A 24,387-nucleotide genomic window follows, 5' to 3' on the forward strand; every position below is an offset into this window, starting at 1 on the left:
TGGCGCCGCTAGGCTGGGCGCCATGACCCGAGGCGGCGACGACGAGGACGAGGCCCTTCGCTGGGAGGGTGACGACGACGCCACGCTCGCGCCCGGGTGGCGGGCCGTCGGCGCGCCGGCGCCCGCGGCGGCGCCGCGCGATCGCGAGACGGACGCCGCGGCATCGGCGGACCGGGAAGCGGAGACCGCCGTCGGCGGGCCCGACCAGCCCGGCTCGGCCGAGCTCGTGCTGCTGGGCGTGTTCGGCGGTGTCTACCTGCTGTACACGCTCGGCTGGATCCTGACCGTGCTCCGCGTGCAGAACCCCGCCGCCGACCCCGTCGGCCAGTTCATGTTCTCGCTCGGCCTCTGGATCGCGGTGCTCGCGCCCGCCCTGTGGTTCGGGGTCGGCTTCACGCTGACGCGCGGCCGGACGAGGGCGCGCCTGGTGTGGCTGCTGGTCGGCGCCGTGGTGCTGCTGCCCGTCCCGTTCGTGGCGGGGGTGACGGCGTGAGCGCGACCGAGGCCCCGGCGCCGGTGCGCCCGACGCCGTTCTGGATCGAGGTCGCCCTCGCGATCGCCTTCGGCCTGTTCTACGCGTACGACGCATGGGAGGCGGTCGGCAACCTCGTGGGCGTGGCCGGGCTCGCCGACACGCTCGGCACCACGATCGGCGGGCTGGGCTGGGTCGTCCTGATCGCGGCGATCCTCCTGCCGGTCGCGCTGTTCGCCGCGGCCTTCCTCATCGGACGGCGGCGTTCCGCCGTCGTGCAGGCGGCGGTGTACCTCGCGGGGCTCGCCGTCTCCGCGCTGCTCTACCTCGACATCCTGCTGATGTTCGGCGTCGGGGCCCTGCTCGCCTGAGCACCTCGGGCGAGGGTGCGCGCTCGCCTGCGCACGTCACACGATTCGGAGCCGTCCGGCGGCTCAAGTAGCATGAGCCCGTCCCCGCGCCTCCGACGATGCCGGCGCATGCGTGCACGCGCACCCATCCGAATCCCGTGAAGGACCCATCGTGTCGAAGCCGGTCGTGCTCATCGCCGAAGAACTCTCGCCCGCCACCGTCGATGCCCTCGGACCCGACTTCGAGATCCGGAACGTCGACGGCACCGACCGCCCGGCGCTCCTCGAGGCGATCGCCGATGCGCACGCCATCCTCGTCCGATCGGCCACGAAGGTCGATGCCGAGGCCATCGCCGCGGCCGGATCGCTGAAGGTCGTCGCCCGCGCCGGCGTCGGGCTCGACAACGTCGACATCAAGGCCGCGACCACCGCGGGCGTGATGGTCGTGAACGCTCCGACCTCGAACATCATCTCGGCCGCCGAGCTCACCGTGGGTCACATCCTGAGCCTGGCCCGTCACATCCCCGCCGCGCACGCCGCGCTGGCGCAGGGGGAGTGGAAGCGCTCGGCCTACACCGGCACCGAGCTCTACGAGAAGACCGTCGGCATCATCGGCCTCGGCCGCATCGGCGCCCTCATCGCCGCGCGACTGCAGGCGTTCGGGGTCGAGGTGATCGCCTACGACCCCTACATCACGGCGGCCCGAGCGCAGCAGCTCGGGGTGCAGACGGTCACCCTCGACGAGCTCCTGGAGCGCAGCGACTTCATCACGATCCACATGCCCAAGACGCCGGAGACCACCGGCATGATCGGCGCCGCCCAGCTGGCGAAGATGAAGCCGACGGCATACGTGGTGAACGTCGCGCGCGGCGGCCTCATCGACGAGGACGCGCTGCACGACGCGCTCGTCGCGAACACCATCGCGGGCGCAGGGCTCGACGTCTTCGTGCAGGAGCCGCCGAAGGAGTCGCCGCTCCTCGCCCTGCCGAACGTCGTCGTCACGCCGCACCTCGGCGCCTCGACGGACGAGGCGCAGGAGAAGGCGGGCATCTCGGTCGCCAGGTCGGTGCGCCTCGCGCTGGCGGGCGAGCTCGTGCCCGACGCCGTAAACGTGGCCGGCGGGGTCATCGACCCGTACGTGCGCCCGGGCATCCCGCTCGTGGAGAAGCTCGGCCAGCTGTTCGCCGGCCTCGCACACGGGCCCCTCACGAGCCTCGACGTCGAGGTGCACGGCGAGCTCGTCGACTACGACGTGAGCGTGCTGAAGCTGGCGGCGCTGAAGGGCGTCTTCACGAACGTGGTGAGCGAGACGGTCTCGTACGTCAACGCGCCGCTGCTCGCGGAGCAGCGCGGCATCGCGGTGCGCCTCATCGCCGACGCCGACAGCCCCGAGTACCGCAACGTCATCACCCTCCGCGGCGCGCTGGCCGACGGCACCCAGGTGTCGGTATCGGGCACGCTCACGGGCACCAAGCAGACCGAGAAGCTCGTCGGCATCAACGGCTACGACATCGAGGTGCCGATCGCCGACCACCACATCGTGATGATCTACACCGACCGCCCGGGCATCGTGGCGGTCTACGGCAGCGAGTTCGGCGACGCCGGGATCAACATCGCGGGCATGCAGATCGCGCGGCGCGAGGCGGGCGGCCAGGCGCTGTCGGTGCTCACGGTCGACTCGCCCGTTCCGACCGAGGTCATCGAGCGGGTGCGCACGGCGATCGACGCCGACGCCATGGTCGAGATCGACATCACCGAGTCGTAGGGGCGTCCCCGGCGAGGCGTTCGAGGAGCGCCACCAGCGCGTCCATCTCCGCGGGGGCGGGCGCGTCGATGCCGAGTTCCGGGTCCTGCCCGTGCAGGGCCGAGTCGTAGTACAGGCCGTCGCCGATGAGCGTGATCGCCAGCGCGACGGTCGGATCGGAGACGTGCCGGCGCACCGCCTCGAGCCAGCGCTCGCGCACCGAGCGGATGGTGCGGGCGGCGGCCTCGTGGCCGGCCTGCGCGAGGCGCGTCGCGGCGACCGCCGCGCGGTCGAGCGGGGACCCGATCGCGACCGACGATCGCACGAAGTACGCGACCGCCCCTTCTGGGGCGCGCTCGAGCACGGCGATGTCGTCGTCGACGAGCCGGGAGAACCGTTCGAGCACGCCGTCGACGAGCGCCTCCCGGTTGGCGAAGTGGTAGAGCAGCCCGCCCTTCGACACCCCCGCGGCCTTCGCTGTCGCGTCGAGGGTGGCCGCGCGCTCGCCCGCGTCGATGAGGATGCGCTCGAAGGCGTCGAGCACGGCGTCGCGTGCGGCGGGTGGGCGGCTCATGCGTCCGATCGTAGCGAGGAGGGGGTCTTCGGCATCTGATACTCTACCGTCCAGACGGTACAGTAATAGGACGAGACCCATGACGAACCAGACGACGAGCGCCACCCACGCGGCATCCGCCGCCGACCGCATCGACCCCGGCCGCCGGGCGCGGGCGACGCGGCGGCAGTGGATCGCGCTGGCCGTGCTGATGCTGCCCGTGTTGCTGGTCTCGGTCGACAACACGGTGCTGAGCTTCGCGTTGCCGGCCATCGCGCTCGACCTCGGGCCGACGGCCGCGCAGCAGCTGTGGATCATCGACGCCTATCCGCTCGTCCTCGCCGCCCTGCTGGTCGCGATGGGCAGTGCGGGCGACCGGTTCGGACGGCGCCGGATGCTGCTCATCGGATCGATCGGCTTCGCGCTGGTGTCCGTGGCCGCCGCGTACGCGCCCACTGCCGAGGCACTGATCCTCGCCCGCGCTGCGCTCGGCTTCTTCGGCGCGATGCTGATGCCCTCCACGCTGTCGCTGCTCCGCTCGGTGTTCGCCGACCGGGAGCAGCGCCGACTCGCGATCGCGATCTGGGCGTCGGGCTTCGCCGCGGGCAGCGCGCTCGGGCCCATCGTCGGCGGCGTCCTGCTCGAGCACTTCGCCTGGGGGTCGGTGTTCCTCCTGGCGGTGCCCGTCCTCGTGCCGCTCGTGGTGCTCGTGCCGTCGCTCATCCCCGAGAGCCGCGACCCCGCCCCGGGGCCGATCGACGTGCCGAGCATCCTGCTCTCGTTCGCGGCGATGGGCGGCGCCGTGTACGGCATCAAGCACCTCGCCATCGACGGGCTCGACGCGGTCGGCGTCCTCGCGCTGGCGGGCGGCCTCGCCCTCGGCGCCCTCTTCGTGCGACGGCAGCTGCGCTCGTCGGCCCCGATGCTCGACGTGCGCCTCTTCCGACAGGGCTCGTTCGGGGGCGGAGTGCTCGTGAACCTGCTCAGCGTCATCGCGCTGGTCGGGTTCCTCTTCTTCGTCTCGCAGCACCTGCAGCTCATCGTCGGGCTCTCGCCGGTGCAGGCCGGACTGGCCCTCACCCCCGGGCTGGTCGCCATGATCGCGGCCGGTCTCGCGGTCGTGCCGATCTCGCGCCGCGTGCACCCGCGGGTGCTCGTCCCCTCGGCGATCGCACTGTCGGCCGCGGGCTACCTGGTGATCGCCATGACGGCCGGCCACGGGGTGGCCGGGGTGGTGATCGCGTTCGTGATGCTCGGTGTCGGCATCGGCGTCGCCGAGACCGTCTCGAACGAGCTGATCCTCTCCAGTGCCCCGTCGGCGAAGGCCGGCGCGGCATCGGCGGTGTCCGAGACCGCCTACGAGCTGGGCGCCGTGCTCGGCACCGCGGTGCTGGGCAGCATCCTCGCCGCGTGGTACCGCACGGCGATCGAGCTGCCCGTCGGCCTCTCCGCCAGCCAGGCGGATGCGGCGCGGGAGACGCTCGCGGGCGCGATGGCGCTCGCCGAGTCCCTGCCCGCGGCGACGGGCGCCGAGCTCGCGGCATCCGCGGCCGACGCCTTCGCCTCGGGGATCACGGTCACCGCCCTCATCGGCTCGCTGCTCATGGTCGCCGCCGGGATCGTCGCCGCGACCACCCTGAACGAGCCGCGGGGCGCCGCCTCGCAGTGAGGCGACGCCCCGCGGGGGCGATCGGTGCGGGTCAGACCGCGGTCGTGTCGTCCGGTCGCGAGGTCTCCTGGCGCGTCACGCGGTCGCCGGTGGCCGGGTCCACGGTGGTGCGCGAGGTCGACACCGAGCTGCGACGGCGGGCGAGCAGGACGAGGCCGATGATGATCACCACGGCGCCCGCCGCCATCAGGATGTACCCGACCATCTGCAGGTTGATCCAGTCGACCGCCAGGTTCAGCGCGAACGCGAGGACGGCGCCGATGGCGAAGAGGACGATTCCGAGACCGATGCTCATAGGGGGTGCCTGCTTTCACTCGGGCGGCGTGTGCCGCGCACGGGGAAGGCGGGGGGCCTCCCCTCTTGAGGCCGAGTGTAGTGAGCAGGGGTTCACTCGGACAGTACTCTGGGAGGGCTGGCGCACGAAGGAGAGTTCATGGTACCCACGGTCAGGCTCGCGGTCATCCCGGGCGACGGCATCGGACCCGAGGTGGTCGGCGAGGCGCTGAAGGCGCTCGACGCGGCGGCGGGATCGGATGTCGCGTTCGAGCAGACGCGTTTCTCGCTCGGAGCCGGGCGGTACCTCGAGACCGGCGACACCCTGACCGACGACGACCTCGCCGCGATCAAGACGCACGACGCGATCCTGCTGGGCGCGGTCGGCGGCGTGCCCGGCGACCCGCGGCTCGCCGGAGCCAACATCGAGCGCGGGCTGCTCCTGAAGCTCCGATTCGAGCTCGACCACTACGTCAACCTCCGCCCGAGCATCCTCCATCCGGGTGTCGCGAGCCCGCTCGCCGACCCGGGCGAGGTCGACTTCGTCGTCGTCCGCGAGGGGACCGAGGGCCCGTACGTCGGCAACGGCGGCGCCATCCGCGTCGGCACGCCGGCCGAGGTGGCGAACGAGGTGTCCGTGAACACCGCGTACGGCGTCGAGCGCGTCGTCCGCTACGCGTTCGCGGCGGCATCGGCACGCCCGCGCAAGAGGCTGACCCTGGTGCACAAGACGAACGTGCTCGTCTTCGCCGGCTCGCTCTGGAAGCGCATCGTCGACACCGTCGCGGCCGAGTACCCGGAGGTCGCGGTCGACTACCTGCACGTCGACGCCGCCACCATCTTCCTCGTCACGGATCCTGCTAGATTCGACGTCATCGTCACGGACAACCTCTTCGGCGACATCCTCACCGATCTGGCCGGCGCGATCAGCGGCGGCATCGGACTCGCGGCCTCGGGCAACATCAACCCCGACGGCCGGTTCCCCAGCATGTTCGAGCCCGTGCACGGTTCGGCTCCGGACATCGCCGGGAAGGGCATCGCCGACCCGACCGCGGCCATCCTCTCGGTCGCGCTCCTGCTCGACCACCTCGGGTACCCCGCCGCCGCCCAGCGGGTGCGCGAGGCGGTCTCGGCCGACGTCGCCGAACGCGGCGGCGCGCGGCGTTCGACCTCCGAGATCGGCGACGCGATCGCCGCCCGCATCGGTGCCGCCGTCGGCGCCCACTGACCCGCTTCGAAGGAGCACATCGTGACCACGACGAACCTCACCCTGCAGACCCCGTCGCCGGCCGGCCTGACCTGGCAGGTCACGCGCAACGAGGCGGCGAAGACCGACGCCGAGCGCGAGGCCATCCTCGCCGACCCCGGTTTCGGCAACCACTTCACCGACCACATGGTCGACATCTGCTGGTCCGAGAAGGGCGGATGGCACCGTCCGCGCGTCTCGCCCTACGGGCCGATCCAGCTCGACCCCTCGGCCGCCGTGCTCCACTACGCGCAGGAGATCTTCGAGGGGCTCAAGGCCTACCGGCACGCCGACGGTTCGGTGTGGTCGTTCCGGCCCTACGAGAACGCCGCCCGCATGCAGCGCTCGGCGCGCCGGCTGGCGCTGCCCGAGCTGCCGACCGAGTACTTCATCGACTCGCTCGAGCAGCTCATCGCCGTGGATGCCGCGTGGGTCCCCTCGGCGCCGGAGACGAGCCTGTACCTGCGTCCCTTCATGTTCGCCAAGGAGGCGTTCCTCGGCGTGCGCCCGGCGAAGAAGGTCGCCTACTACCTGATCGCGAGCCCCGCGGGAGCGTACTTCCACGGCGGCGTGAAGCCGGTGTCGATCTGGTTGTCGACCAAGTACGCCCGAGCGGGCAAGGGCGGCACGGGCGCGGCGAAGACCGGCGGCAACTACGCGTCGAGCCTCCTGCCCCAGGCGGAGGCGGCCGAGCACGGCTGCCAGCAGGTGCTCTTCCTCGACCAGGGCACCTACCTCGAGGAGCTCGGCGGGATGAACGTGATCCTCGTCCACCGCGACGGTCGCCTCGTCACGCCCGAGTCCGACTCGATCCTCGAGGGCATCACGCGCGACTCGGTGCTCCAGCTCGCGCGCGACCGCGGCCACTCGGTCGAGAGCCGGCCGGTCACGATCGACGAGTGGCGCGAGGGCGCGGCATCCGGCGAGATCGTCGGAGCGTTCGCCTGCGGCACCGCGGCGGTCGTCACGCCGATCGGGCGCCTGCTCGCGGAGGACTTCGAGATCGTCCACAACGGGCCCGAGGCCTCCGAGCTGGCCCTGTCGCTGCGCGAGGAGCTCACCGGCATCCAGTACGGGCGCGTCGAGGACCGCCACGGCTGGATGCTCCGCCTCGACGGCTGACGCCGGCGCCGGAGCCGTCCGGGGTCCGACCAATAGGCTTGGGGCATGAAGGTCGCGCGCTTCGCCCACGGTGAGTCCATCTCGTTCGGCATCGTCGACGAGGAGGAGCACGAGCTCGTCGTCCTGAAGGCCGACCCGATGTTCGCGGGGTACGACCCGACGGGCGAGCGCGTGCCGCTGGCCGAGGCGAAGCTCCTCGCGCCGGTGATCCCGCGATCGAAGGTGGTCGCCGTGGGGAAGAACTACCACGACCACGCCGCCGAGATGGGCGGCGAGTCGCCGGCCGAGCCGCTGCTCTTCCTCAAGCCCAACACGGCCGTGATCGGGCCCGGTGACGCCATCGTGCTCCCGCCGGAGAGCTCGCAGGTCGAGTTCGAGGGCGAGCTCGCCGTCGTCATCGGCCGCATCGCACGTCGCGTGAGCGAGGCCGACGCGGCATCCGTGATCTTCGGCTACACGATCGCGAACGACGTCACCGCCCGCGACCTGCAGCGCAGCGACGGACAGTGGACCCGGGCGAAGGGCTTCGACACCTTCTGCCCGCTCGGGCCGGTGATCGACACCGACGTCGACCTCGACCGCGGCACGATCGAGACGAGCGTGAACGGGGAGCGCCGGCAGGAGGGCCGCCTGGCCGACATGGTCCACTCCGTCGCCGCCATCGTGGCCTACGCGTCGAACGTGTTCACGCTGCTGCCGGGCGACGTCATCCTCACCGGCACGCCGGCCGGGGTCGGACCGCTCGCCGTCGGCGACACCGTCGAGGTCAGCGTCACCGGGCTCGGCGCGCTCGCGAACCCGGTCCGCGCCGCCGGCTGAGCCCTCGGTCCGGCGACCGCACGCCACGGCCGACGGCGGACGTCAGCGGCCGAGCGCCGTCGCGGCGAGGTCGACGTCCTCCTCGTCGTTCCAGAGGTGGAACGCCACGCGTGCCCGCCCCGCCCGACCCGATGCGGTGACGCCCGCGGCGGCGAGCGCGGCCAGGTCGCACCCGTCCGGATCCGGCCACGTCGCGATCGCGCTCGCCGACGGCGGCAGGTCGAGCCGTTCCCGGAACGCGTCGGCGAGGGCCAGGTCGTGGCGGGTCACCTGCCCGAGGTCGAGCCCGGCCGCCAGCCGCAGCGCGACCTCTGCTCCGACCCACGCGTGCCAGGCGGGCGACACGTCGAACCGGCGCGCGCCGTCGGCGAGGTGCAGTTCCGGGCCGTAGCAGGACGCCCACGGATCCTCGCCCGAGTACCAGCCCGCGGTCAGCGGGAGGAGTTCCGCGAGCGCCCGGTCGCTGACGGCCATGACGGCGGCGCCGCGCGGAGCGGAGAGCCACTTGTAGGCGTGGCACACGACGACGTCGGCACCGAGGTCGTCGGTCGCCATCCAGCCCGTAGCCTGCGTCGTGTCCACGAGCACGAGGGCCCCGGCCGACCGTGCCGCCGCGACCACCGACGCTGCGTCGGCGATCTCGCCGGTCGCGGACTGGACGAGCGAGAACGCGACCAGCCACGTGCCCGAAGCGATCGCATCGGGAAGGCGCTCGAGCGGCACCTGGCGGACGTCGAGGTCGCCTCGTGCGAGGAACGGGGCAACGACCGAGCTGAAGTCGCCGTCGACGACGACGATGCGCGCGCCCGCCGGTGCGGATGCGGCGGCGAGCCCGACGAACACCGAGGCCTGCGAGCCCACGGCGATCCGGTCCGAGCTCGTGCCGAGCAGGCTCGCCGCGTGCCCGCGGGCCCGTTCGACCACGGCCGTGTAGTCGGCGGCCGAGCTCCGGCCGGCCGACCACCGGTCGAGGTCGTTCGAGAGCGCCTCGACGGTCGCCCTCGCGGGGATGCCGAGCGTGCACGCGGCGAGGTATCCGCGGCCGGTCGCGAAGCTGGGGAGGGGACCGGCCGGCTCCGGGAGGCGGGGGAGCGGGGTCGAGCGGGACATACCGACAGCCTGCGCCGTGCGAACGATCAGCGGAAGTGGCAGTCTCGCATTCGGCGCATAAGGATTGCTTATGCTGGTCGCATGGGCTCCGACACCGCGACCTCTCCGTTCGCCGTCGATGCCGCAGGCCTGCTCGCCCTGCGAGCCGTCGCCGAGCACGGATCCATCACCTCCGCCGCTGCAGCGCTCGGCGTCAGCCAGCCGGCGCTCAGCCAGCAGGTCCGTAGGGCCGAGGGCCACGCCGGAACGGCGCTCGTCGAGCGCACGGGCCGCGGGATCCGCCTCACTCCGGCCGGGCGCGTGCTCGCGCGGCACGGCGCGGCAGTGGCGACCGCGCTCGAGGCGGCGCGCGGCGAACTCGCCGACCTCCGCGGGCTGAGGTCGGGGCAGGTGCGGCTGACGGCCTTCCCGTCGGCGTCGCCGACGCTGGTGCCGGCGTTCATGGCCCGCATGGCCGAGCGTCATCCCGGCGTGCGGGTGAGTTTCGTGGAGGCCGAGCCGCCCGAGGCGGTCGCGGCGGTCCGCGAGGATCGCGCCGACCTCGCGCTGACCTTCAGCTATCCCGGCGACCGCGCCGACCCGCATCGCGACAGCGCTCGCGGACTCGACGTCGTCTCCATCGGCGAAGACCCCATGCGCGTGGTGCTCCCCGCGCAGCATCCGCTCGCGGAGGCCGAGGTCGTCGAGCTGGCGCGTCTCGCGGGGGAGGCGTGGATCGCCGGATGCCCGAGGTGCCGCGGTCACCTGCTCGAGCTCTGCGACGCCGCCGGCTTCGTGCCCCGCATCGCCGTCGAGACCGACAACTTCGTCGCCGTCGAGGAGATGGTCGCCTCCGGGCTCGGCGTGGCCGTGCTGCCCGAACTGGCCGTGCGATCCGCCGGAATCCGCCCCGGGGTCTCCATCCGGCGAACCGCCAACGACGACCGACGCACCATGCACCTCGTCACCGCGAAGGGCGCCCTCGGCGTGCCCGCGGTCGCGGCCGCCGCCGGCCTGCTCGCGGCCCTCGTCTCCGGACGGGACGGGGCGGCGGCGGGCCGTACCATTGATGGCGATGCCTGAGACGACCCACCCCACCACGACCGCGACCGGCGCCGACGTCCGAGTGCGCTTCTGCCCGTCGCCCACCGGAACGCCGCACGTCGGCCTCGTCCGCACGGCCCTGTTCAACTGGGCCTACGCGCGCCACACGGGCGGCACGTTCGTGTTCCGCATCGAGGACACCGACGCGGCTCGCGACAGCGAGGAGAGCTACGCGCAGATCATCGACGCGCTCACCTGGCTCGGGCTCGAGTGGGACGAGGGCATCGACGTCGGCGGCCCCCACGGTCCGTACCGCCAGTCGCAGCGCGGCGAGATCTACGCCGACGTCATCGAGCGCCTCAAGGCCGCCGGTCACGTCTACGAGAGCTACTCGACGGCCGACGAGATCGACGCGCGCAACGAGGCGGCCGGCCGGCCGAAGCAGCTCGGGTACGACAACTTCGACCGCGACCTGACCGACGAGCAGCGCGCGGCGTTCCGCGCCGAGGGCCGTGAGCCCGCGCTGCGCCTGCGCGTGCCCGACGTCGACCTCGGCTTCGACGACCTCGTGCGCGGCCGGATCGACTTCGCAGCCGGATCGACCACCGACTTCGTGGTGGTGCGGCCGAACGGCGCCCCGCTCTACACGCTGGTCAACCCGGTCGACGACGCCCTCATGGGCATCACCCACGTGCTCCGCGGGGAGGACCTGCTGAGCTCGACGCCCCGCCAGGTCGCGCTGTACCACGCGCTGATCGACATCGGCGTGACGAGCTTCGTGCCGCGATTCGGGCACCTTCCCTACGTCATGGGAGAGGGCAACCGGAAGCTGTCGAAGCGCGACCCCGAGTCGAACCTGTTCCACCACCGCGACCGCGGCTTCATCCCCGAGGGGCTCCTGAACTACCTGGCGCTGCTCGGCTGGGGCTTCTCGGCCGACCGCGACGTGTTCAGCCGCGACGAGCTCGTCGCCGCCTTCGACGTCGCCGACGTGAACCCGAACCCCGCGCGCTTCGACCTGAAGAAGGCCGAGGCCATCAACGGCGATCACGTGCGGCGCCTCGACGCGGCCGACTTCGCCGCGCGGACCGTTCCCTACCTCCAGGCCGCCGACGTGGTCGAGACGCCGATCGCACCGGCCGAGGAGGCGTTGCTCGCCCAGGCGGCGCCGCTCGTGCAGGAGCGCATCGGACTGCTCGGGGAGGCGCCCGTGATGCTCGGGTTCCTGTTCACGGATGCCGCCGAGCTGGAGTACGACGAGGCGGCGGTCGGAACGCTCCCGGCCGACGCGCCCGAGGTGCTCTCGGCGGCGCGCGAGGCGCTCCAGCGCATCCCCGGCGAGTCGTGGACGCACTCGGAGATCGAGGAGGCGCTGCGGGACGCGCTCGTCGACGGACTCGGGCTCAAGCCGCGAGTCGCGTTCGGCCCGGTGCGCGTCGCGGTCTCCGGGCGGCGCGTCTCGCCGCCCCTGTTCGAGTCCATGCAGATCCTCGGCCGCGTCGATTCGCTCGACCGGATCGACCGGCTCGCGGCCCTCATCGGCTGAGGGTCCCTCGGTTTGGCGAGGGAGGGCCCGTAGGCTACAGTTACATGTCGGCCCGGGAACCTCGGTTCGCCGGCCTTGGGGTATGGTGTAATTGGCAACACGGCTGATTCTGGTTCAGTTGTTCTTGGTTCGAGTCCAGGTACCCCAGCAATGAGACCCGCGAGCGATCGCGGGTCTTTTCGCGTTACAGGACCGTGATCGAGTCCCCGCTCGTGGCGGCTTTACATCGCGACCACCCTGCGATTCGATGGAATGGACACCTGCGTCGCGGACCGGTGACCGAACGGCCGGCACCCGCTCGCAGTGATCGGGGGAATGTTCCGTGGACCGCCGCAACATGCGCAATCGCGACTTCGCCGAGACGCGCACGCCGCTCGGCGTCCTCGGCGGGTTCATCGGCCTCGTCGCCGCCAGCTCGGCGGCGGCGATGCTCGTGACCGTCGCCGTCACCCCGGCGCTCGCCGCGGCAGGGGTCGCCGCCTCGAGCACGATCTCGATGTTCGAGAACCTGCCGAGCTACCTCCAGATCGGCGAGCTGAGCGAGAAGAGCAACATCTACGCGAAGCGGTCGAACGGCGACCGGGTCCTGCTCGCCTCGTTCTACGACCAGAACCGGGTGGAGGTCGGGTGGGACCAGGTCAGCCAGTTCGTGAAGGACGCCGCGATCGCCGGTGAGGACCCCCGCTTCTACGACCACAACGGCATCGACCTGCAGGGCACCATCCGCGCGGCGGCGACGACCGCGACGGGCCGCGAGACGCAGGGCGGATCGTCCATCGCGCAGCAGTACGTCAAGAACGTGCGGGTCCAGGAATGCGAGCGGCTCGCCGCCGACCAGGAGGAGCGCGACGGCTGCTACGACGCGGTGACCGAGACCACGATCGACCGCAAGCTGAAGGAGATGCGCCTCGCGATCGGCGTCGAGAAGCGGTACACCAAGAGCGAGATCCTGCTGGGCTACCTCAACATCGCGGGCTTCGGCGGAACCGTCTACGGCATCGAGGCCGCGGCCAAGTACTACTACGGCACGACGGCGGCCGACCTCACGCTCGCGCAGGCCGCCTCGCTCATCGCGATCGTGAACAACCCCGGCAAGTTCCGCCTCGACCAGCCGGCCGACCCCGAGAACGGCGTCGAGAACGGCTACGCGGCCAACACCGCGCGCCGCGACTACATCCTCAGGGCGATGCTCGCCGAGGAGAAGATCACGGTCGCCCAACTCGACGAGGCGCTCGCCACGCCCGTCGAACCGGTCATCACCGAGCCCAGCACCGGATGCCAGACCGCAGGCCCGAACGCCTACTTCTGCGACTACGTCAAGAACATCCTGCAGAACGACCCGACGTTCGGAGAGGACGAGGAGGAGCGGTTCCTCAACTTCCGGCGCGGCGGCTACGAGGTGCACACCACCCTCGACCTCGACCTGCAGGCCGCCGCGGTCAAGGCGGTCACCACGCACGTGCCGGCGACCTATCCCGGTTGGGACGTCGGCGGCGTGATCTCCTCCGTCCAGGTCGGGACCGGCCGGGTGCTCGCGATGGCGCAGAACCGCACCTACAGCCAGGACCCGGCGGTCCTCGCGAAGGGGCCGCAGTACACGAGCATCAACTACAACACCGACTACGACTACGGCGGATCGCGCGGCTTCCAGCCGGGTTCGTCGTACAAGATCTTCACGCTCGCGGAATGGTTGAGCATGGGCCGCGGCCTCGGCGAGCGGGTCGACTCGCGGCGCAAGAGCAACTGGGGCACGTTCCAGGACAGCTGCCTCGGACCGCACTTCGCCGGCGACTGGAATCCGCGCAACGACGCGAACGAGGCCGGCGCGAACTACAGCGCGATGGAATCGACCATCGGGTCGATCAACACCGGGTTCGTCGGCATGGCCAAGGAGCTCGACCTCTGCGGCATCCGCAAGCGCGCGGAGGCGTTCGGAGTGCACCGGGCGAACGGGGACGTGCTGCAGCAGGGCCCGTCGTCGGTCATCGGCACCAACGAGGTCGCACCGCTCACCATGGCCGTGGCCTTCGCCGGAGTCGCCAACAACGGCGTGACCTGCTCGCCCATCGCGATCGACCGGATCATCGGGCGGGACGGGCAGGACATCGCGCCGCCGAAGTCGAACTGCACGCAATCCGTCGTGCCCGAGGTCGCCGCCGCCATGCACACCGCGATGGGCGCGGTGATGACCAGCGGGACGGGCCAGCAGTCGAACGCCAACACCGTGCCGTCCGTGCCGCTCATCGGCAAGACGGGTACGACGGATGGTGCCAAGGACACCTGGATGATCGGCGCCAGCTCGAAGGTCGCCACCGCCGTCGGCGTCGTCAGCGTGAACGGCGACGCCAACCAGCGGGGCATCTTCTTCGAGACCGGCCGTGCGGCCGAGGCGAGGCACCGGATGTGGCCGGAGGTGATGTCGGTCGCCGCGGCGAAGTACGGTGGCGACCCGTTCACCCAGGCCGGCATGGAGCCGGTCGTGCCGCGCGTCGACATCCCCGGGATCGAGCCCGCCCCGGCACCGACGTCGCCCGGGCGAGACGACGGCGACGACGATGTCAATGCCAACGCCGTCGAACGACCGGCCGCACCGCCCGAGCCGCCGGCCGCGCCGGCGCCGCCCGCACCGGACCCGACCGCGGAGCCCGCGCCCGAGCCGACGCCGGTCGAGCCCGCTCCGGTCGCGCCGCCGGGCCAGGCGGACCCGGCCGAACCCACCGTCACGCCGTCGCCGGGGTAGGACGGAACGTTCCCGACACGACGAAGGCGCCCCGCGCGATGCGCGGGACGCCTTCGGCTCGGGTGCGTCAGGCGGTCACGAGCCGTCCGTGCCGCACGCGGTGCACGACCCAGGCGGCGATCGCGGCGAGCGCGAGCGCCCCGAAGACGACCATCCACGGGAGCAGTGCCACGGGGGCGACGTTCGCGGTGCCGGCCGCGAGCTGGGCGGACCCGGTCGCGAGCTGGCCGTTCCCGTCACGGAGCTCCCCGGCGCCGGCGGCCAGGTCGCCGGCACCGGTCGCGAGCACGATGCTGCCGTCGGCCAGGGTCTGCGTGCCCGATGCGAGGTCGCCGGCGCCCGTCGCGAGCTTGTCGAGGCCGTCCGCGAGGTCGGCGACGCCCTGCGAGAGGGTGCCGGTGCCTGCGGCGAGCGTGCCGGCTCCGGTCGAGACCTTCTGGGCGCCGACGGCGAGCTCGCCCGACTTGGCCGCGAGCTCCTGCGTGCCGCTGACCAGGTCCTCGACGCCGCGGTCGAGGGCCGAGGTTCCGTTCCGCACCGCGGCGGCTCCGGCGCTGACGCGTGCGGCGGCGCTGGACAGCTCGGCAGCGCCGTCCGCGACGCGATGCGTCCCGTCGGCCAGCTGCGCGTTCGCTGCGGCGACCTGGCCGGCGCCGCCGGCCAGCTGCGTCGTCCCCGCGGCGAGGGAGGCGGATCCGGCTTGGAGCGCGTCGGCACCGCCCGAGACCTGGGCGGCGCCCGCGGCGAGTTCGCCGGCCTTCGTGGCGGCGTAGTCGATCCCTGCGGCGAGGTTCGCGGATCCGGCGCTCGCATCCTCCGCCCCGGTGGCCAGGCTCGCGGCGCCGCTCGCGGCCGCAGCCGCGCCGCCGGAGACCGTCGCTGCGGCATCCCGCAGCGCCGCGGCCTGCGCGATGAGCTCGGCGCTCGCGCCGCCGGCGACGAGGGCGTCGTGGAGCTGGGAGAGGCCCGCGGCGACCTGGGCGCTGCCGCCCGCGACCTGCGAGGTGCCGGCCTTCACCTGGGCGGCGCCGGCGGAGACGGCCGCGCTGCCCGCGGCGACCGCGGACGCGCCCGCGTCGGCGTCGACGAGACCCGACGCGAGCGCACCGGCACCGGCCTCCACCTTGGCGGCGCCCGTCGCGAGCGCGCCCGCGCCGTCGGCGAGACTCGAGGCGCCGGCGGCGGCCGAGGCCGCCGCGTCGCGCACCTTGGCGGCACCGTCGGCGGTGGCGACGGCGCCGCCGGCGAGTGTCGCCGCGCCGCCCGCGAGGCTCGACGCACCCGAGGAGGTGCGTCCGGCGCCGTCCGCGAGCGCGGTGGCGCCGTCGTTCGCCCGACCGATCCCGTCGGCGAGCGCGCCGGTCCCGCCGGCGATGCGCTCGGCGCCCGCCGAGAGCCGGAGGGAGCCGTCGGCGGCACGTGCCGCGCCGTCCGAGAGTTCGAGCGCGCCCGCGGCGGCCTTGGCCGCACCCGTCTCGGCCCGGTTCGCGCCGGCAGCGGCGGACTCGGCGCCCGTCGAGAGCTTCTCGGCGCCGTTCGCCGCGGCGACCGCCCCGTCGCTGAGCTCCCCGGAGCCGTCCGCGAGTCGACCGGCCCCCTCGGCGAGCTCGGCGGAACCGGCGTCGGCGAGGCCGGCGCCGTCGGACAGTCGCTCGGCGCCTGCCGAGATGGTGCTCGTGGTCAGCAGGAAGAACGCCGCGAGCAGGATGAGCGCGACGGTCACGGCGATGGCGGCGATGCGGACGCCGATCCCGTGCCGATGCAGGGCAGGGTCGATTCTCGTCATTGAGGCTCCTGTGGTTCCGGGCGCGCCGACGGCGTCCCGGTTCGGGGTGCGGTGCAGGACGACGGCGCGCCGGGGTGCGGGGAGCGACGCCACCTCGGCGCGTCGCGGTGCGTCGGCCTCGTCATCGCGGCCGCCGACCCGGGTTCACGCCGAAAGTGGCATGAATCTGTCAGCGCGCTGCGGTTTCGTCAATGGATAGCGGCGAAGTCGGGAGTTGTCCTCCAACACACCGGTCCCCGAGCGCGGCGTCCGTTGTCGCTCATCGACAGTGGGGGCGACTGGTCGTCGCGATCGCGACGTCGATCACAGGTCGAACGAGTCGCCGGGCTCGAGCGCCAGGTACTCCCCGCCGACCTCCTCGGTCGCCCACGCGAGCCGCGTGTTCGACAGGTCCTTGCCGGCACGGGAGAGCACCATCTCATGCGTCGGGAAGGCGCGCCGGGGCCGAACGGCCATCACGTAGTCCATCGACTCGGCGATCTTCATCCAGGGCGCCCCCGCCGGCGCGGCGAGCACGTCGACCTCGACCCCGTCGGGCACGGCGAACGAGTCCCCGGCGTAGTACAGCGCGTCGTTCACGAGCACCCCGACGTTGTCGATGACCGGGATCGACGCGTGGATCACGGCGTGCCGGCCGCCGAAGAAGCGGAGTCGGAACGGACCCGCCTCGACCTCGTCGCCCGGTTCGACCTGCTCCACCTCGATCCCGGCCTCGGCGGCGGCCTCGACCACGCCCCGCGGGCCGAGGAACCGCACGTCGGGGCTCCGGTCGCGGATGCGGCCCAGCTGCTCCGGCGTCCAGTGGTCGTCGTGGAGGTGGGTGATCACGACCGCGAGCGCCCCGGTGGCCTCGGTGATCGGGGTCGTGAACTTGCCCGGATCGACGAACAGGCGATCGCCCGAGTGCTCGATGACGAGGGCGGCATGCTCCAGCTTCGTGACGCGCATCTTCAGAGCCAACACGGTGCATCGGCGACATGCAACCGGTGGTGCTGCCACAATCTGACCATGAGTCCCCGTTCCCCCCGGCGGCTGCTGCTCGCAGTGAACCCCTCCGCGGCCTTCGGCCGGAACCGCAGCGTCGGCCCTGCCGTGGCCCGGCGCCTCATCGACGAGGGCTACGAGGTGACCCTCCTGCGGGAGGCGAACTTCGAGCTGCTCCGGCGCGAGACCCAGTCCGCGTTCGAGCAGGGCACCGACGGGCTGGTGGTCGTGGGCGGCGACGGCATGGTCTCGCTCGGCGTGAACATGGTGGCGCGCACCGGCGTCCCGCTCGGCATCGTCGCGGCGGGGACCGGCAACGACCTGGCACGCGCGCTCGGCCTGCCGCACGACGATCCCGAGGCCGGGATCGACGCCCTGGTCGAGGCGCTGCGCAGGCCGCCGCAGTCCATCGACCTCGGACTGGTCCATCACGGCGAGCTCACGACGTGGTTCGCGTGCGTCCTGTCGGCGGGCTTCGACGCCGTCGTCAACGAGCGAGCGAACCGGATGACGCGGCCGAGGGGCCCCAGCCGCTACACGCTCGCGCTGCTGCGGGAGCTCGCCACCTTCCGTCCGCTGCGCTACCGGCTCTCCCTCGACGGCGCCGTGCGCGAGCAGGCGGCGATGCTGGTCTCGGTGGCGAACACGCCCTCCCTCGGCGGCGGGATGCGGATCGTGCCGCACGCCGACCTGACCGACGGGATGCTCGACGTCTTCATCGTGCATCCGCTCTCGCGCGCCGGACTGCTGAGCGTGTTCCCGCGGGTGTTCGCCGGCGAGCACGTGAACCACCCGGCGGTCGAGTTCGCCGAGGTGCGGCGGGTGCGGATCGAGGGGGAGGGCATCGTCGCGTACGCCGATGGCGAGCGGCTCGGCGCCCTGCCGGTCGAGGTCGAGGCGGTCCCGGGTGCGTTGTCGGTGTTCGCCTGACGTGCGCCGCGGCCGCTGCGCCGGCTCGATTTGGAATGCGCCGGATCGGTATGCCATACTCATTCACGTCGCAACGAGGCCCCATCGTTTAGCGGCCTAGGACGCCGCCCTCTCACGGCGGTAGCGCGGGTTCAAATCCCGCTGGGGTCACCACGACAGGCGAACGCCCCCGCAGCATGCGGGGGCGTTCGTCGTTTCCCGGCCTGCGCCCGTCGTGCATCCGCCCGGCCCGCATCCGTCCGGCTCGCCTCCGCCTCGCTGCGGCTAGACTCGTCCGAACGAAGGGGAGTATCCCGCCGAGGTTCCGCCTCGGGCCACGATCGTCAGTACGAGCGCCGTCGATGCCGCTCCGGGCGTGGCGGCGGCACGAGGTGCGGCCGGGAGAGACTTTCGGTCCTCACCGTCCCCTCACACCCCGGAAAGGCGTCACGTGACCGCACTGCCCGTCTGGTTCGAAGTCGGCTCGCTCGTCGTGCTGACCCTCATCCTGGTCGCCGACCTGCTCCTCGTCATCAAGCGGCCGCACGTGCCGTCGTTCCGCGAGTCGACCCTGTGGGTGGTCTTCTACGTCGCGCTCGCGCTGGTCTTCGCGGGGCTCATGTTCGTCATCGGCGACGCCGAGCACGGCGCGCAGTTCCTCGCGGGCTGGCTGACGGAGTACAGCCTGTCGATCGACAACCTGTTCGTCTTCGTCATCATCATGGCCAGGTTCGCCGTGCCGAGGAAGTACCAGCAGGAGGTGCTGATGGTCGGCATCATCCTCGCCCTCATCCTGCGCGGCATCTTCATCCTGCTGGGCGCGCAGCTGATCGAGAACTTCAGCTGGGTCTTCTACATCTTCGGCGCCTTCCTGCTCTGGACGGCGTACAACCAGGCGTTCGGCGACCACGAGGAGGAGGGCGGCGACACCTTCCTCATCCGCGCCCTGCGGCGGCGACTGCCGATCACGAACGACTACGACGGGATCCGGTTGCGGACCACGATCGACGGCCGGCGCTTCTTCACGCCGATGCTGATCGTGTTCGTCGCCATCGGCACCACCGACCTCATCTTCGCGCTCGACTCGATCCCGGCCATCTTCGGCATCACGCAGAGCCCGTTCATCGTTTTCACCGCCAACGTGTTCGCGCTCATGGGGCTGCGCCAGCTCTACTTCCTGCTCGGCGGGCTCCTCGAGCGCCTCGAGTACCTCAAGTTCGGCATCGCGTTCATCCTCGGCTTCATCGGCGTCAAGCTCGTGCTGCACGCCATGCACGAGAACGAGCTGCCGTTCATCAACGGCGGCGAGCACATCGAGTGGGCGCCCGAGATCTCGACCTGGGCCTCGCTCGCCGTCATCGTGGCCGCGATGGTCGTCGCGACCGTGGCGAGCGTCGCCAAGGCGAACCTCGACGCCCGCCGCCGCGGGCACACCCTCGGCGAGGAGATCCCGCACTTCACCGAGGAAGGCGATCGCGCCCCGCGCGACGAGTCCGCCGTCGAACGCTGAGCCCGATCGGGACGGCTCGGAGGGCACGGAGCACGTCCCGGTCTTGCTACCGTTGAGCCACTGCGCCTCCGCGCCGTCCCTACCCCGCAGAGAGGACCCGACCAGTGACGTCTGATGGCAGCGGTGTCGTCGAGATCCCGAGCGGTTCCGCTCGCATCGCACACAGCGCCCGCACGCACGTGGGCCGCGTCCGGTCGGTGAACGAGGATGCGCTCCTCGCCCACGCGCCGGTGTTCGTGGTCGCCGACGGCATGGGCGGGCACGCGCGAGGCGACGCCGCCAGCCGCGCCGTGGTCGACACCTTCCGTCGCCACCTCGACACGGGTGCGCCGTCGCGCCCCGAACAGGTCCTCGACGCGATCCACAGTTCCAACGAGGTCGTCCGGTCGCTCTCGACCGAGGGCGACGAGGGCACCGCGGTCGCGGGCACGACCGTGGCCGGCGTCGCCCTCGTCGAAGCGGGCGACGGGCGCGGCGTGCACTGGATGGTGTTCAACGTCGGCGACTCGCGGGTGTACCTCTGGGACGGTCGGCGGCTGGACCAGGTCACGGTCGACCACTCCGCGGTGCAGGAGATGGTCGACGCGGGGCTGCTGCACGCCGACGACGCCGAACGCCACCCCGACCGGAACGTGATCACGCGGGCCGTCGGCGCCGACGACGTGGTCGAGCCCGACGTCTGGCTGATCCCCGCAGGCGGACGGCAGGTCTTCCTGATCTGCTCGGACGGGCTGTCCAAGGAGGTCGGCGACGAGGCGATCGCGGCGATCCTCTCGGGCGGCTCGACGCACGAGGGCGGACTCGCCGGCGAGCTGGTCGAGGCGGCCCTCGCTGCGGGAGCCCGCGACAACGTCACCGCCGTGGTGGTCGAGTCCGACCTGGACGGCGACACCGGCGACGAGGGCGAGGCGACCCGCGACCGCGACGACGCCATGCCTCGCGACGTCGAGCAGACCAGGCCGAGGGGAACGGGGGATCAGGGTGGCGGACTACCGACCTGATCCGACCGGAGGCTGGCTCGCGGCGCTGCGGGCCGGCGCGCTGCTGCTGCTTCCCGCCGACCGCTCGGCCGACCTCGCTGCGCTCTGGCCCGGGTTCGAGGGGCCCGAGGTCGCGGCACGCGTCATCGACCGCCTCATCGCCGGCGGAGTGAGCTCGGCTCCCGGCTTCGCGCTCGTGGTCCGGGAGCCCGACGAGGGCTCCGTACGCGTCGTGGTCCGCGGTCCGCTGACCGTCCGAGTCGGCGGCGAGGCGATCGACGGCCGATCGGCGGCGACCTGGAACGAGCGGGTCCTCAGCGGACCGGCGAGCGTCGTCGTCGCGGTCGACGAGGCGGCCGCCGCAGCCGGCGGCACCGACGCGATGCTGCCGATCGTGGAGGGCGTGGTCGCGGCATCCGTGGTCGAATGGCCCGACGGCGCCGTCGGCGCGCAGGCCATGGCGCCCGTGGAGGACACCGTCGTCGGGTTCTCGCGCACCGAGCGACCCCGGATCGAGTCGCCGGCGGCGCACCGCGACGGGCCGACCGATGTCGCCGGCAGCCCGGCGGTCCGGTCCGCGGTGTCGACGACGACCATCGTGCCGCCCCGCGACGTCGGCGAGGAGGCGCCGCTCGGCGACCACGACGGACTGACCGTCGCCGCGGCCGACCTCCGCCGGCTGCGCGGCGACGGATCGTCGGCGCAGTCGGCGGCCGGCGATCGCCCGGGAGCGCCATCCCAGGACCGACTCGCACTGCGCATGCCGGACGGCTCGTTCGAGCCCATCACGGGCGAGCTGCTCCTCGGCCGATCCCCGGCGATCGGGCGGGTGGCCGGTCGACGCGTGCCGCGGCCCGTGGTCATCGGCGCGGGTGACCCGGACATCTCGCGGACCCACGTGCGCGTGGCCGACGAGGGAGGCACGGCCGTCGTGACCGACCTCGCGTCGCGGAACGGCACCAGCGTGGTGGCCCCCGGCCAGCCCCCCATGCGCCTGCGCCCGTCGGAGCCGATGCCCGTGCTCCCCGAGACGGTGATCGACCTCGGCGGCGGTTGGAGCGTCCAGGTGGTGGTCCGCTGATGCGCCGCTCGCCGTCGTCGCCGCCCGACCTCCCCGGCTACACGCCGATGGGGCTGCTCGGCTCCGGCGGGTTCGCCGACGTCTTCCTCTACGAGCAGAAGCTCCCGCGACGCAAGGTCGCCGTGAAGGTGCTCCTCGCCGACGACATCGACCAGGGGACCCGAGCCCAGTTCGTCGCCGAGGCGAACCTGATGGCCCGGCTGTCGGCGCATCCGTTCATCGTCACGATCTTCCACGCCGACGTCTCGGCCGACGGACGGCCGTACTTCGTCATGGAGTACTGCTCCGGGCCGAGCCTGTCGGAGCGGTACAAGCGCCAGCCGCTCACCGTGGAGGACGCCCTGCGGACCGGCATCCGACTGTCGGGCGCGGTCGCGACCGCGCACGCCGCGGGCATCCTGCACCGCGACATCAAGCCCGCCAACGTGCTCACGAACGACTACGGGTGGCCCGCGCTCAGCGACTTCGGCATCTCCAGCGACCTCGAGGGCGAGCTGCCCGTGCACACCATGTCGTTCGCGGGCGACCTGCTCGCGACCGGCTCCGCGACCGGCTCCGATCGCGCGGCGATCGGCATGAGCGTGCCGTGGTCGCCGCCGGAGCTCTTCGAGGACGACCCCCGGCCCGACACCCGCAGCGACGTGTTCGCCCTCGCCGCGACGGTGCACACCCTGCTCGCGGGGCGCACGCCGTTCGAGGTGCCCGGGCGCTCCAACGGGCCGCTCGACCTGATCGGACGCATCGAGCGGGGGCGCATCACGCCGATCGACCGCGAGGACGTCCCGGACGCGCTGCGCGAGGTGCTCGCGGCCGGCATGGCGGTGCAGCGCGAGGACCGGTACCAGAGCGCAGTCGAGTTCGGGCGGGCGCTGCAGCGCGTCGAACTCGAGCTGGGGTACTCGGTGACCGGCATCGAGGTCCCGGCGATCCCGGTCGCGACGGCGACGGATGACGCCGATCGAACGGCGGCGGACGGCGAGCACGCCGCCGACGACGCGACGCGCGCGCGATCGGTCCGGGTCGTGGACCCGGGCGACCCCGTGGGCCCGGCCGGCCCCTGGTCGGCGGGACCCCCGGTGCCGGTGCACCCGGCTCGCGAGTACGACGCGACGAGGGCACGCGGGGTGCGGGAGGTCCGCGCCCAGGAGCCGCTGGCCGACGCGGTCGGCCCCGCCTCGGACCTCGTCGACGACGGAACCGTGCTGCGCGGCGCGTCGGTCGCCGCCCGCCGCGCGGCCGTGGCGGTCGAGGTGCCCGGGCGGGTCGTCGCGCCCGCCGCGGCGCCTGCGGTCGACCCGGCGGGGCCGCCGGACGAGACCGACGACGCGACGGGCATGCGACGTCGACGCGCGGTCGCGACCGCGATCGGCGCGGTCGCGACCGCCGCCCTGGTGGTCGCCGCCGGGGCGGCGATCGTGCTCGGCGGGTCGCTCGGCGATGGCGGCGCCCGGCCGGCGACCCCGGTCGTGGCGGAGGACGCCGTGGTCGCCGCGACCGTGCCCGCGCCCGAGATCGCACCGGGCGAGCCCGACGGCACGGGGCGCGTCGTGTTCGCCGTGCGCCACGAAGGAGCCGAGGAGGGCGACCGGTACCGGTGGCGGAACGCGGACGGATCCGGCTCGACGGCCGTCGACGACGGGCCGGAGCTCGTGGTCGAGGGAGTGGCCGACGGGCTGACGGTGTGCATCGAGGTGCAGGTGCAGCGCGGCAGCAAGACCTCGGAGCCGGTCACGGGGTGCACCGGATGAGACCGCTGCGCGTCGAGTACTGCGGCGAGTGGTACACCGTCGAGGAGGGGCGCACGTTCGGGATCGGGCGGGAGTCCGACCTCACCATCGACGAGAACCCGTACCTGCATCGCACGTTCCTGACGCTCTCGAGCGAGTTCGGCCTGTGGTGGCTGTCGAACGTGGGCCAGCTGCTCTCGGCGACGGTGTCGGATGCCACGGGGAGCGTGCAGGCGTGGGTGGCTCCCGGCGCGAAGCTGCCGCTGGTCTTCCAGACCGTGCACGTCATGTTCAGCGCCGGCGCGACGACGTACGACTTCACCGTCCACGCCGAGGAGGACTTCTACAACACCTCGCTCACCGCGCAGCCCGCCGACGGCGGGACCACGGTGCTGCCCGTCACGCTCACCACCACCCAGCGACTGCTCGTGGTCGCGCTCGCCGAGCAGGTGCTCTCCCAGCCCTCGGCGGGCCGCGCCACGGTCCCGAGCTCGGCCGAGGCGGCCGCCCGGCTCGGCTGGAGCATGACGACGTTCAACCGCAAGCTCGACAACGTCTGCGAGAAGCTCGACCGGATCGGCGTCGACGGACTGCGCGGCGGCCGGGGGAGACTCGCGACCAACCGGCGCGCGCGGCTCGTCGAATACGCGGTCGCGACCCGCCTCGTCAGCAGTGACGACCTCGCCCTGCTGGAGCGCGCCGGCGAGGCGTGAGCGCCCGGGGCACCGGCGTCCGGGCGCCGG

Annotated in this window: 21 protein-coding genes and 2 tRNA genes; 18 read left to right on the plus strand and 5 right to left on the minus strand. The window is 72.7% G+C overall.

The genetic code is table 11. From position 1 onward, the window contains the following. The first annotated feature begins 22 nt into the window (after positions 1 to 22). The 3 genes from ACUY4T_RS00945 to serA all read left to right on the plus strand — a co-directional run bounded on the left by ACUY4T_RS00945 (position 23) and on the right by serA (position 2,587). Entirely contained in the window at positions 23 to 493 is a 471-nt protein-coding gene (locus ACUY4T_RS00945; protein WP_446017022.1) for a DNA polymerase III subunit gamma/tau, read from the plus strand. Next, positions 490 to 843 carry a bacitracin resistance protein gene (locus ACUY4T_RS00950; protein WP_446017023.1) on the plus strand — a complete coding sequence of 118 codons (354 nt, stop codon included), beginning with the start codon at positions 490 to 492 and terminating at the stop codon, positions 841 to 843. Before ACUY4T_RS00945 ends, ACUY4T_RS00950 begins: the two co-directional genes overlap by 4 nt. Before the next feature lie 151 nt (positions 844 to 994). After that, positions 995 to 2,587: a phosphoglycerate dehydrogenase gene (gene serA / locus ACUY4T_RS00955; protein WP_446017024.1), complete on the plus strand. Its 1,593-nt coding sequence runs from the start codon at positions 995 to 997 to the stop codon at positions 2,585 to 2,587. Here serA and ACUY4T_RS00960 read toward each other — a convergent pair. Further along, complete coding sequence (locus ACUY4T_RS00960; protein WP_446017025.1) at positions 2,574 to 3,140, minus strand: TetR/AcrR family transcriptional regulator; 567 nt, start codon at positions 3,138 to 3,140, stop codon at positions 2,574 to 2,576. The two genes, serA and ACUY4T_RS00960, sit on opposite strands and share 14 nt — an antisense overlap. A 79-nt stretch (positions 3,141 to 3,219) precedes the next feature. Between ACUY4T_RS00960 and ACUY4T_RS00965 the strand changes: the two genes are divergently transcribed. Continuing rightward, positions 3,220 to 4,788 carry an MFS transporter gene (locus tag ACUY4T_RS00965; RefSeq protein WP_446017026.1) on the plus strand — a complete coding sequence of 523 codons (1,569 nt, stop codon included), beginning with the start codon at positions 3,220 to 3,222 and terminating at the stop codon, positions 4,786 to 4,788. A gap of 31 nt (positions 4,789 to 4,819) precedes the next feature. Here ACUY4T_RS00965 and ACUY4T_RS00970 read toward each other — a convergent pair whose 3' ends face one another. Beyond that, positions 4,820 to 5,083, minus strand: coding sequence for a DUF6458 family protein (locus ACUY4T_RS00970; RefSeq protein WP_446017027.1), 264 nt, complete (start codon positions 5,081 to 5,083; stop codon positions 4,820 to 4,822). A 138-nt stretch (positions 5,084 to 5,221) separates the two neighbouring features. Between ACUY4T_RS00970 and ACUY4T_RS00975 the strand changes: the two genes are divergently transcribed. From ACUY4T_RS00975 to ACUY4T_RS00985, 3 genes are read left to right on the plus strand one after another with little or no spacing between them, the layout of a single operon-like run. Continuing rightward, complete coding sequence (locus ACUY4T_RS00975) at positions 5,222 to 6,289, plus strand: 3-isopropylmalate dehydrogenase (protein WP_446017028.1); 1,068 nt, start codon at positions 5,222 to 5,224, stop codon at positions 6,287 to 6,289. Between the two features lie 21 nt (positions 6,290 to 6,310). Further along, the gene (locus tag ACUY4T_RS00980; protein WP_446017029.1) at positions 6,311 to 7,429 is read left to right on the plus strand and encodes a branched-chain amino acid aminotransferase; all 1,119 of its coding nucleotides are present in this window, start codon (positions 6,311 to 6,313) and stop codon (positions 7,427 to 7,429) included. 45 nt (positions 7,430 to 7,474) lie between these two features. Next, a complete protein-coding gene (locus ACUY4T_RS00985) occupies positions 7,475 to 8,248 on the plus strand; it encodes a fumarylacetoacetate hydrolase family protein (RefSeq protein ID WP_446017030.1) in 774 nt (257 codons plus the stop codon). A gap of 42 nt (positions 8,249 to 8,290) precedes the next feature. On the opposite strand, the gene ACUY4T_RS00990 is transcribed toward ACUY4T_RS00985, so the two are convergent. Then, positions 8,291 to 9,358, minus strand: a complete 1,068-nt coding sequence (locus tag ACUY4T_RS00990) for an aminotransferase class V-fold PLP-dependent enzyme (protein WP_446017031.1) — start codon at positions 9,356 to 9,358, stop codon at positions 8,291 to 8,293. A gap of 81 nt (positions 9,359 to 9,439) precedes the next feature. Between ACUY4T_RS00990 and ACUY4T_RS00995 the strand changes: the two genes are divergently transcribed. The 4 genes from ACUY4T_RS00995 to ACUY4T_RS01010 all read left to right on the plus strand — a co-directional run bounded on the left by ACUY4T_RS00995 (position 9,440) and on the right by ACUY4T_RS01010 (position 14,667). Continuing rightward, positions 9,440 to 10,420: a LysR family transcriptional regulator gene (locus ACUY4T_RS00995; RefSeq protein WP_446017032.1), complete on the plus strand. Its 981-nt coding sequence runs from the start codon at positions 9,440 to 9,442 to the stop codon at positions 10,418 to 10,420. Next, a complete protein-coding gene (gene gltX, locus ACUY4T_RS01000) occupies positions 10,413 to 11,927 on the plus strand; it encodes a glutamate--tRNA ligase (RefSeq protein WP_446017033.1) in 1,515 nt (504 codons plus the stop codon). The genes ACUY4T_RS00995 and gltX overlap by 8 nt, the downstream gene beginning before the upstream one ends. A 76-nt stretch (positions 11,928 to 12,003) precedes the next feature. After that, a tRNA-Gln gene (locus tag ACUY4T_RS01005) sits at positions 12,004 to 12,075 on the plus strand. Positions 12,076 to 12,249: 174 nt separating this feature from the next. Then, positions 12,250 to 14,667 (plus strand): transglycosylase domain-containing protein, encoded by a 2,418-nt coding sequence (locus ACUY4T_RS01010; protein ID WP_446017034.1) that lies wholly within the window; start codon positions 12,250 to 12,252, stop codon positions 14,665 to 14,667. Positions 14,668 to 14,734: 67 nt separating this feature from the next. Here the strand turns inward: ACUY4T_RS01010 and ACUY4T_RS01015 are convergent, their stop codons facing one another. Together ACUY4T_RS01015 and ACUY4T_RS01020 are read right to left on the minus strand one after the other, a co-directional pair. Further along, positions 14,735 to 16,453 (minus strand): hypothetical protein, encoded by a 1,719-nt coding sequence (locus tag ACUY4T_RS01015; RefSeq protein WP_446017035.1) that lies wholly within the window; start codon positions 16,451 to 16,453, stop codon positions 14,735 to 14,737. A 303-nt stretch (positions 16,454 to 16,756) separates the two neighbouring features. Beyond that, positions 16,757 to 17,401, minus strand: coding sequence for an MBL fold metallo-hydrolase (locus tag ACUY4T_RS01020; RefSeq protein WP_446017036.1), 645 nt, complete (start codon positions 17,399 to 17,401; stop codon positions 16,757 to 16,759). A gap of 60 nt (positions 17,402 to 17,461) precedes the next feature. Between ACUY4T_RS01020 and ACUY4T_RS01025 the strand changes: the two genes are divergently transcribed. The 7 genes from ACUY4T_RS01025 (at position 17,462) to ACUY4T_RS01055 (ending at position 24,357) form a co-directional block, all read left to right on the plus strand. Further along, positions 17,462 to 18,367, plus strand: coding sequence for a diacylglycerol/lipid kinase family protein (locus tag ACUY4T_RS01025; RefSeq protein ID WP_446017037.1), 906 nt, complete (start codon positions 17,462 to 17,464; stop codon positions 18,365 to 18,367). A 77-nt stretch (positions 18,368 to 18,444) separates the two neighbouring features. Further along, positions 18,445 to 18,520: transfer RNA gene (locus tag ACUY4T_RS01030), tRNA-Glu, on the plus strand. A 277-nt stretch (positions 18,521 to 18,797) separates the two neighbouring features. Then, the gene (locus tag ACUY4T_RS01035) at positions 18,798 to 19,856 is read left to right on the plus strand and encodes a TerC family protein (RefSeq protein ID WP_446017038.1); all 1,059 of its coding nucleotides are present in this window, start codon (positions 18,798 to 18,800) and stop codon (positions 19,854 to 19,856) included. A 104-nt stretch (positions 19,857 to 19,960) separates the two neighbouring features. Beyond that, positions 19,961 to 20,857 (plus strand): PP2C family protein-serine/threonine phosphatase, encoded by an 897-nt coding sequence (locus ACUY4T_RS01040; RefSeq protein WP_446017039.1) that lies wholly within the window; start codon positions 19,961 to 19,963, stop codon positions 20,855 to 20,857. Next, on the plus strand, positions 20,838 to 21,917 hold the full coding sequence (locus ACUY4T_RS01045) for an FHA domain-containing protein (protein ID WP_446017040.1): 1,080 nt from the start codon (positions 20,838 to 20,840) through the stop codon (positions 21,915 to 21,917). Before ACUY4T_RS01040 ends, ACUY4T_RS01045 begins: the two co-directional genes overlap by 20 nt. Next, positions 21,917 to 23,665, plus strand: coding sequence for a serine/threonine-protein kinase (locus tag ACUY4T_RS01050; protein WP_446017041.1), 1,749 nt, complete (start codon positions 21,917 to 21,919; stop codon positions 23,663 to 23,665). Before ACUY4T_RS01045 ends, ACUY4T_RS01050 begins: the two co-directional genes overlap by 1 nt. Further along, on the plus strand, positions 23,662 to 24,357 hold the full coding sequence (locus tag ACUY4T_RS01055) for an FHA domain-containing protein (protein ID WP_446017042.1): 696 nt from the start codon (positions 23,662 to 23,664) through the stop codon (positions 24,355 to 24,357). Before ACUY4T_RS01050 ends, ACUY4T_RS01055 begins: the two co-directional genes overlap by 4 nt. Positions 24,358 to 24,387: the final 30 nt, after the last annotated feature.

The sequence above is a fragment of the Agromyces arachidis genome (assembly GCF_052805135.1).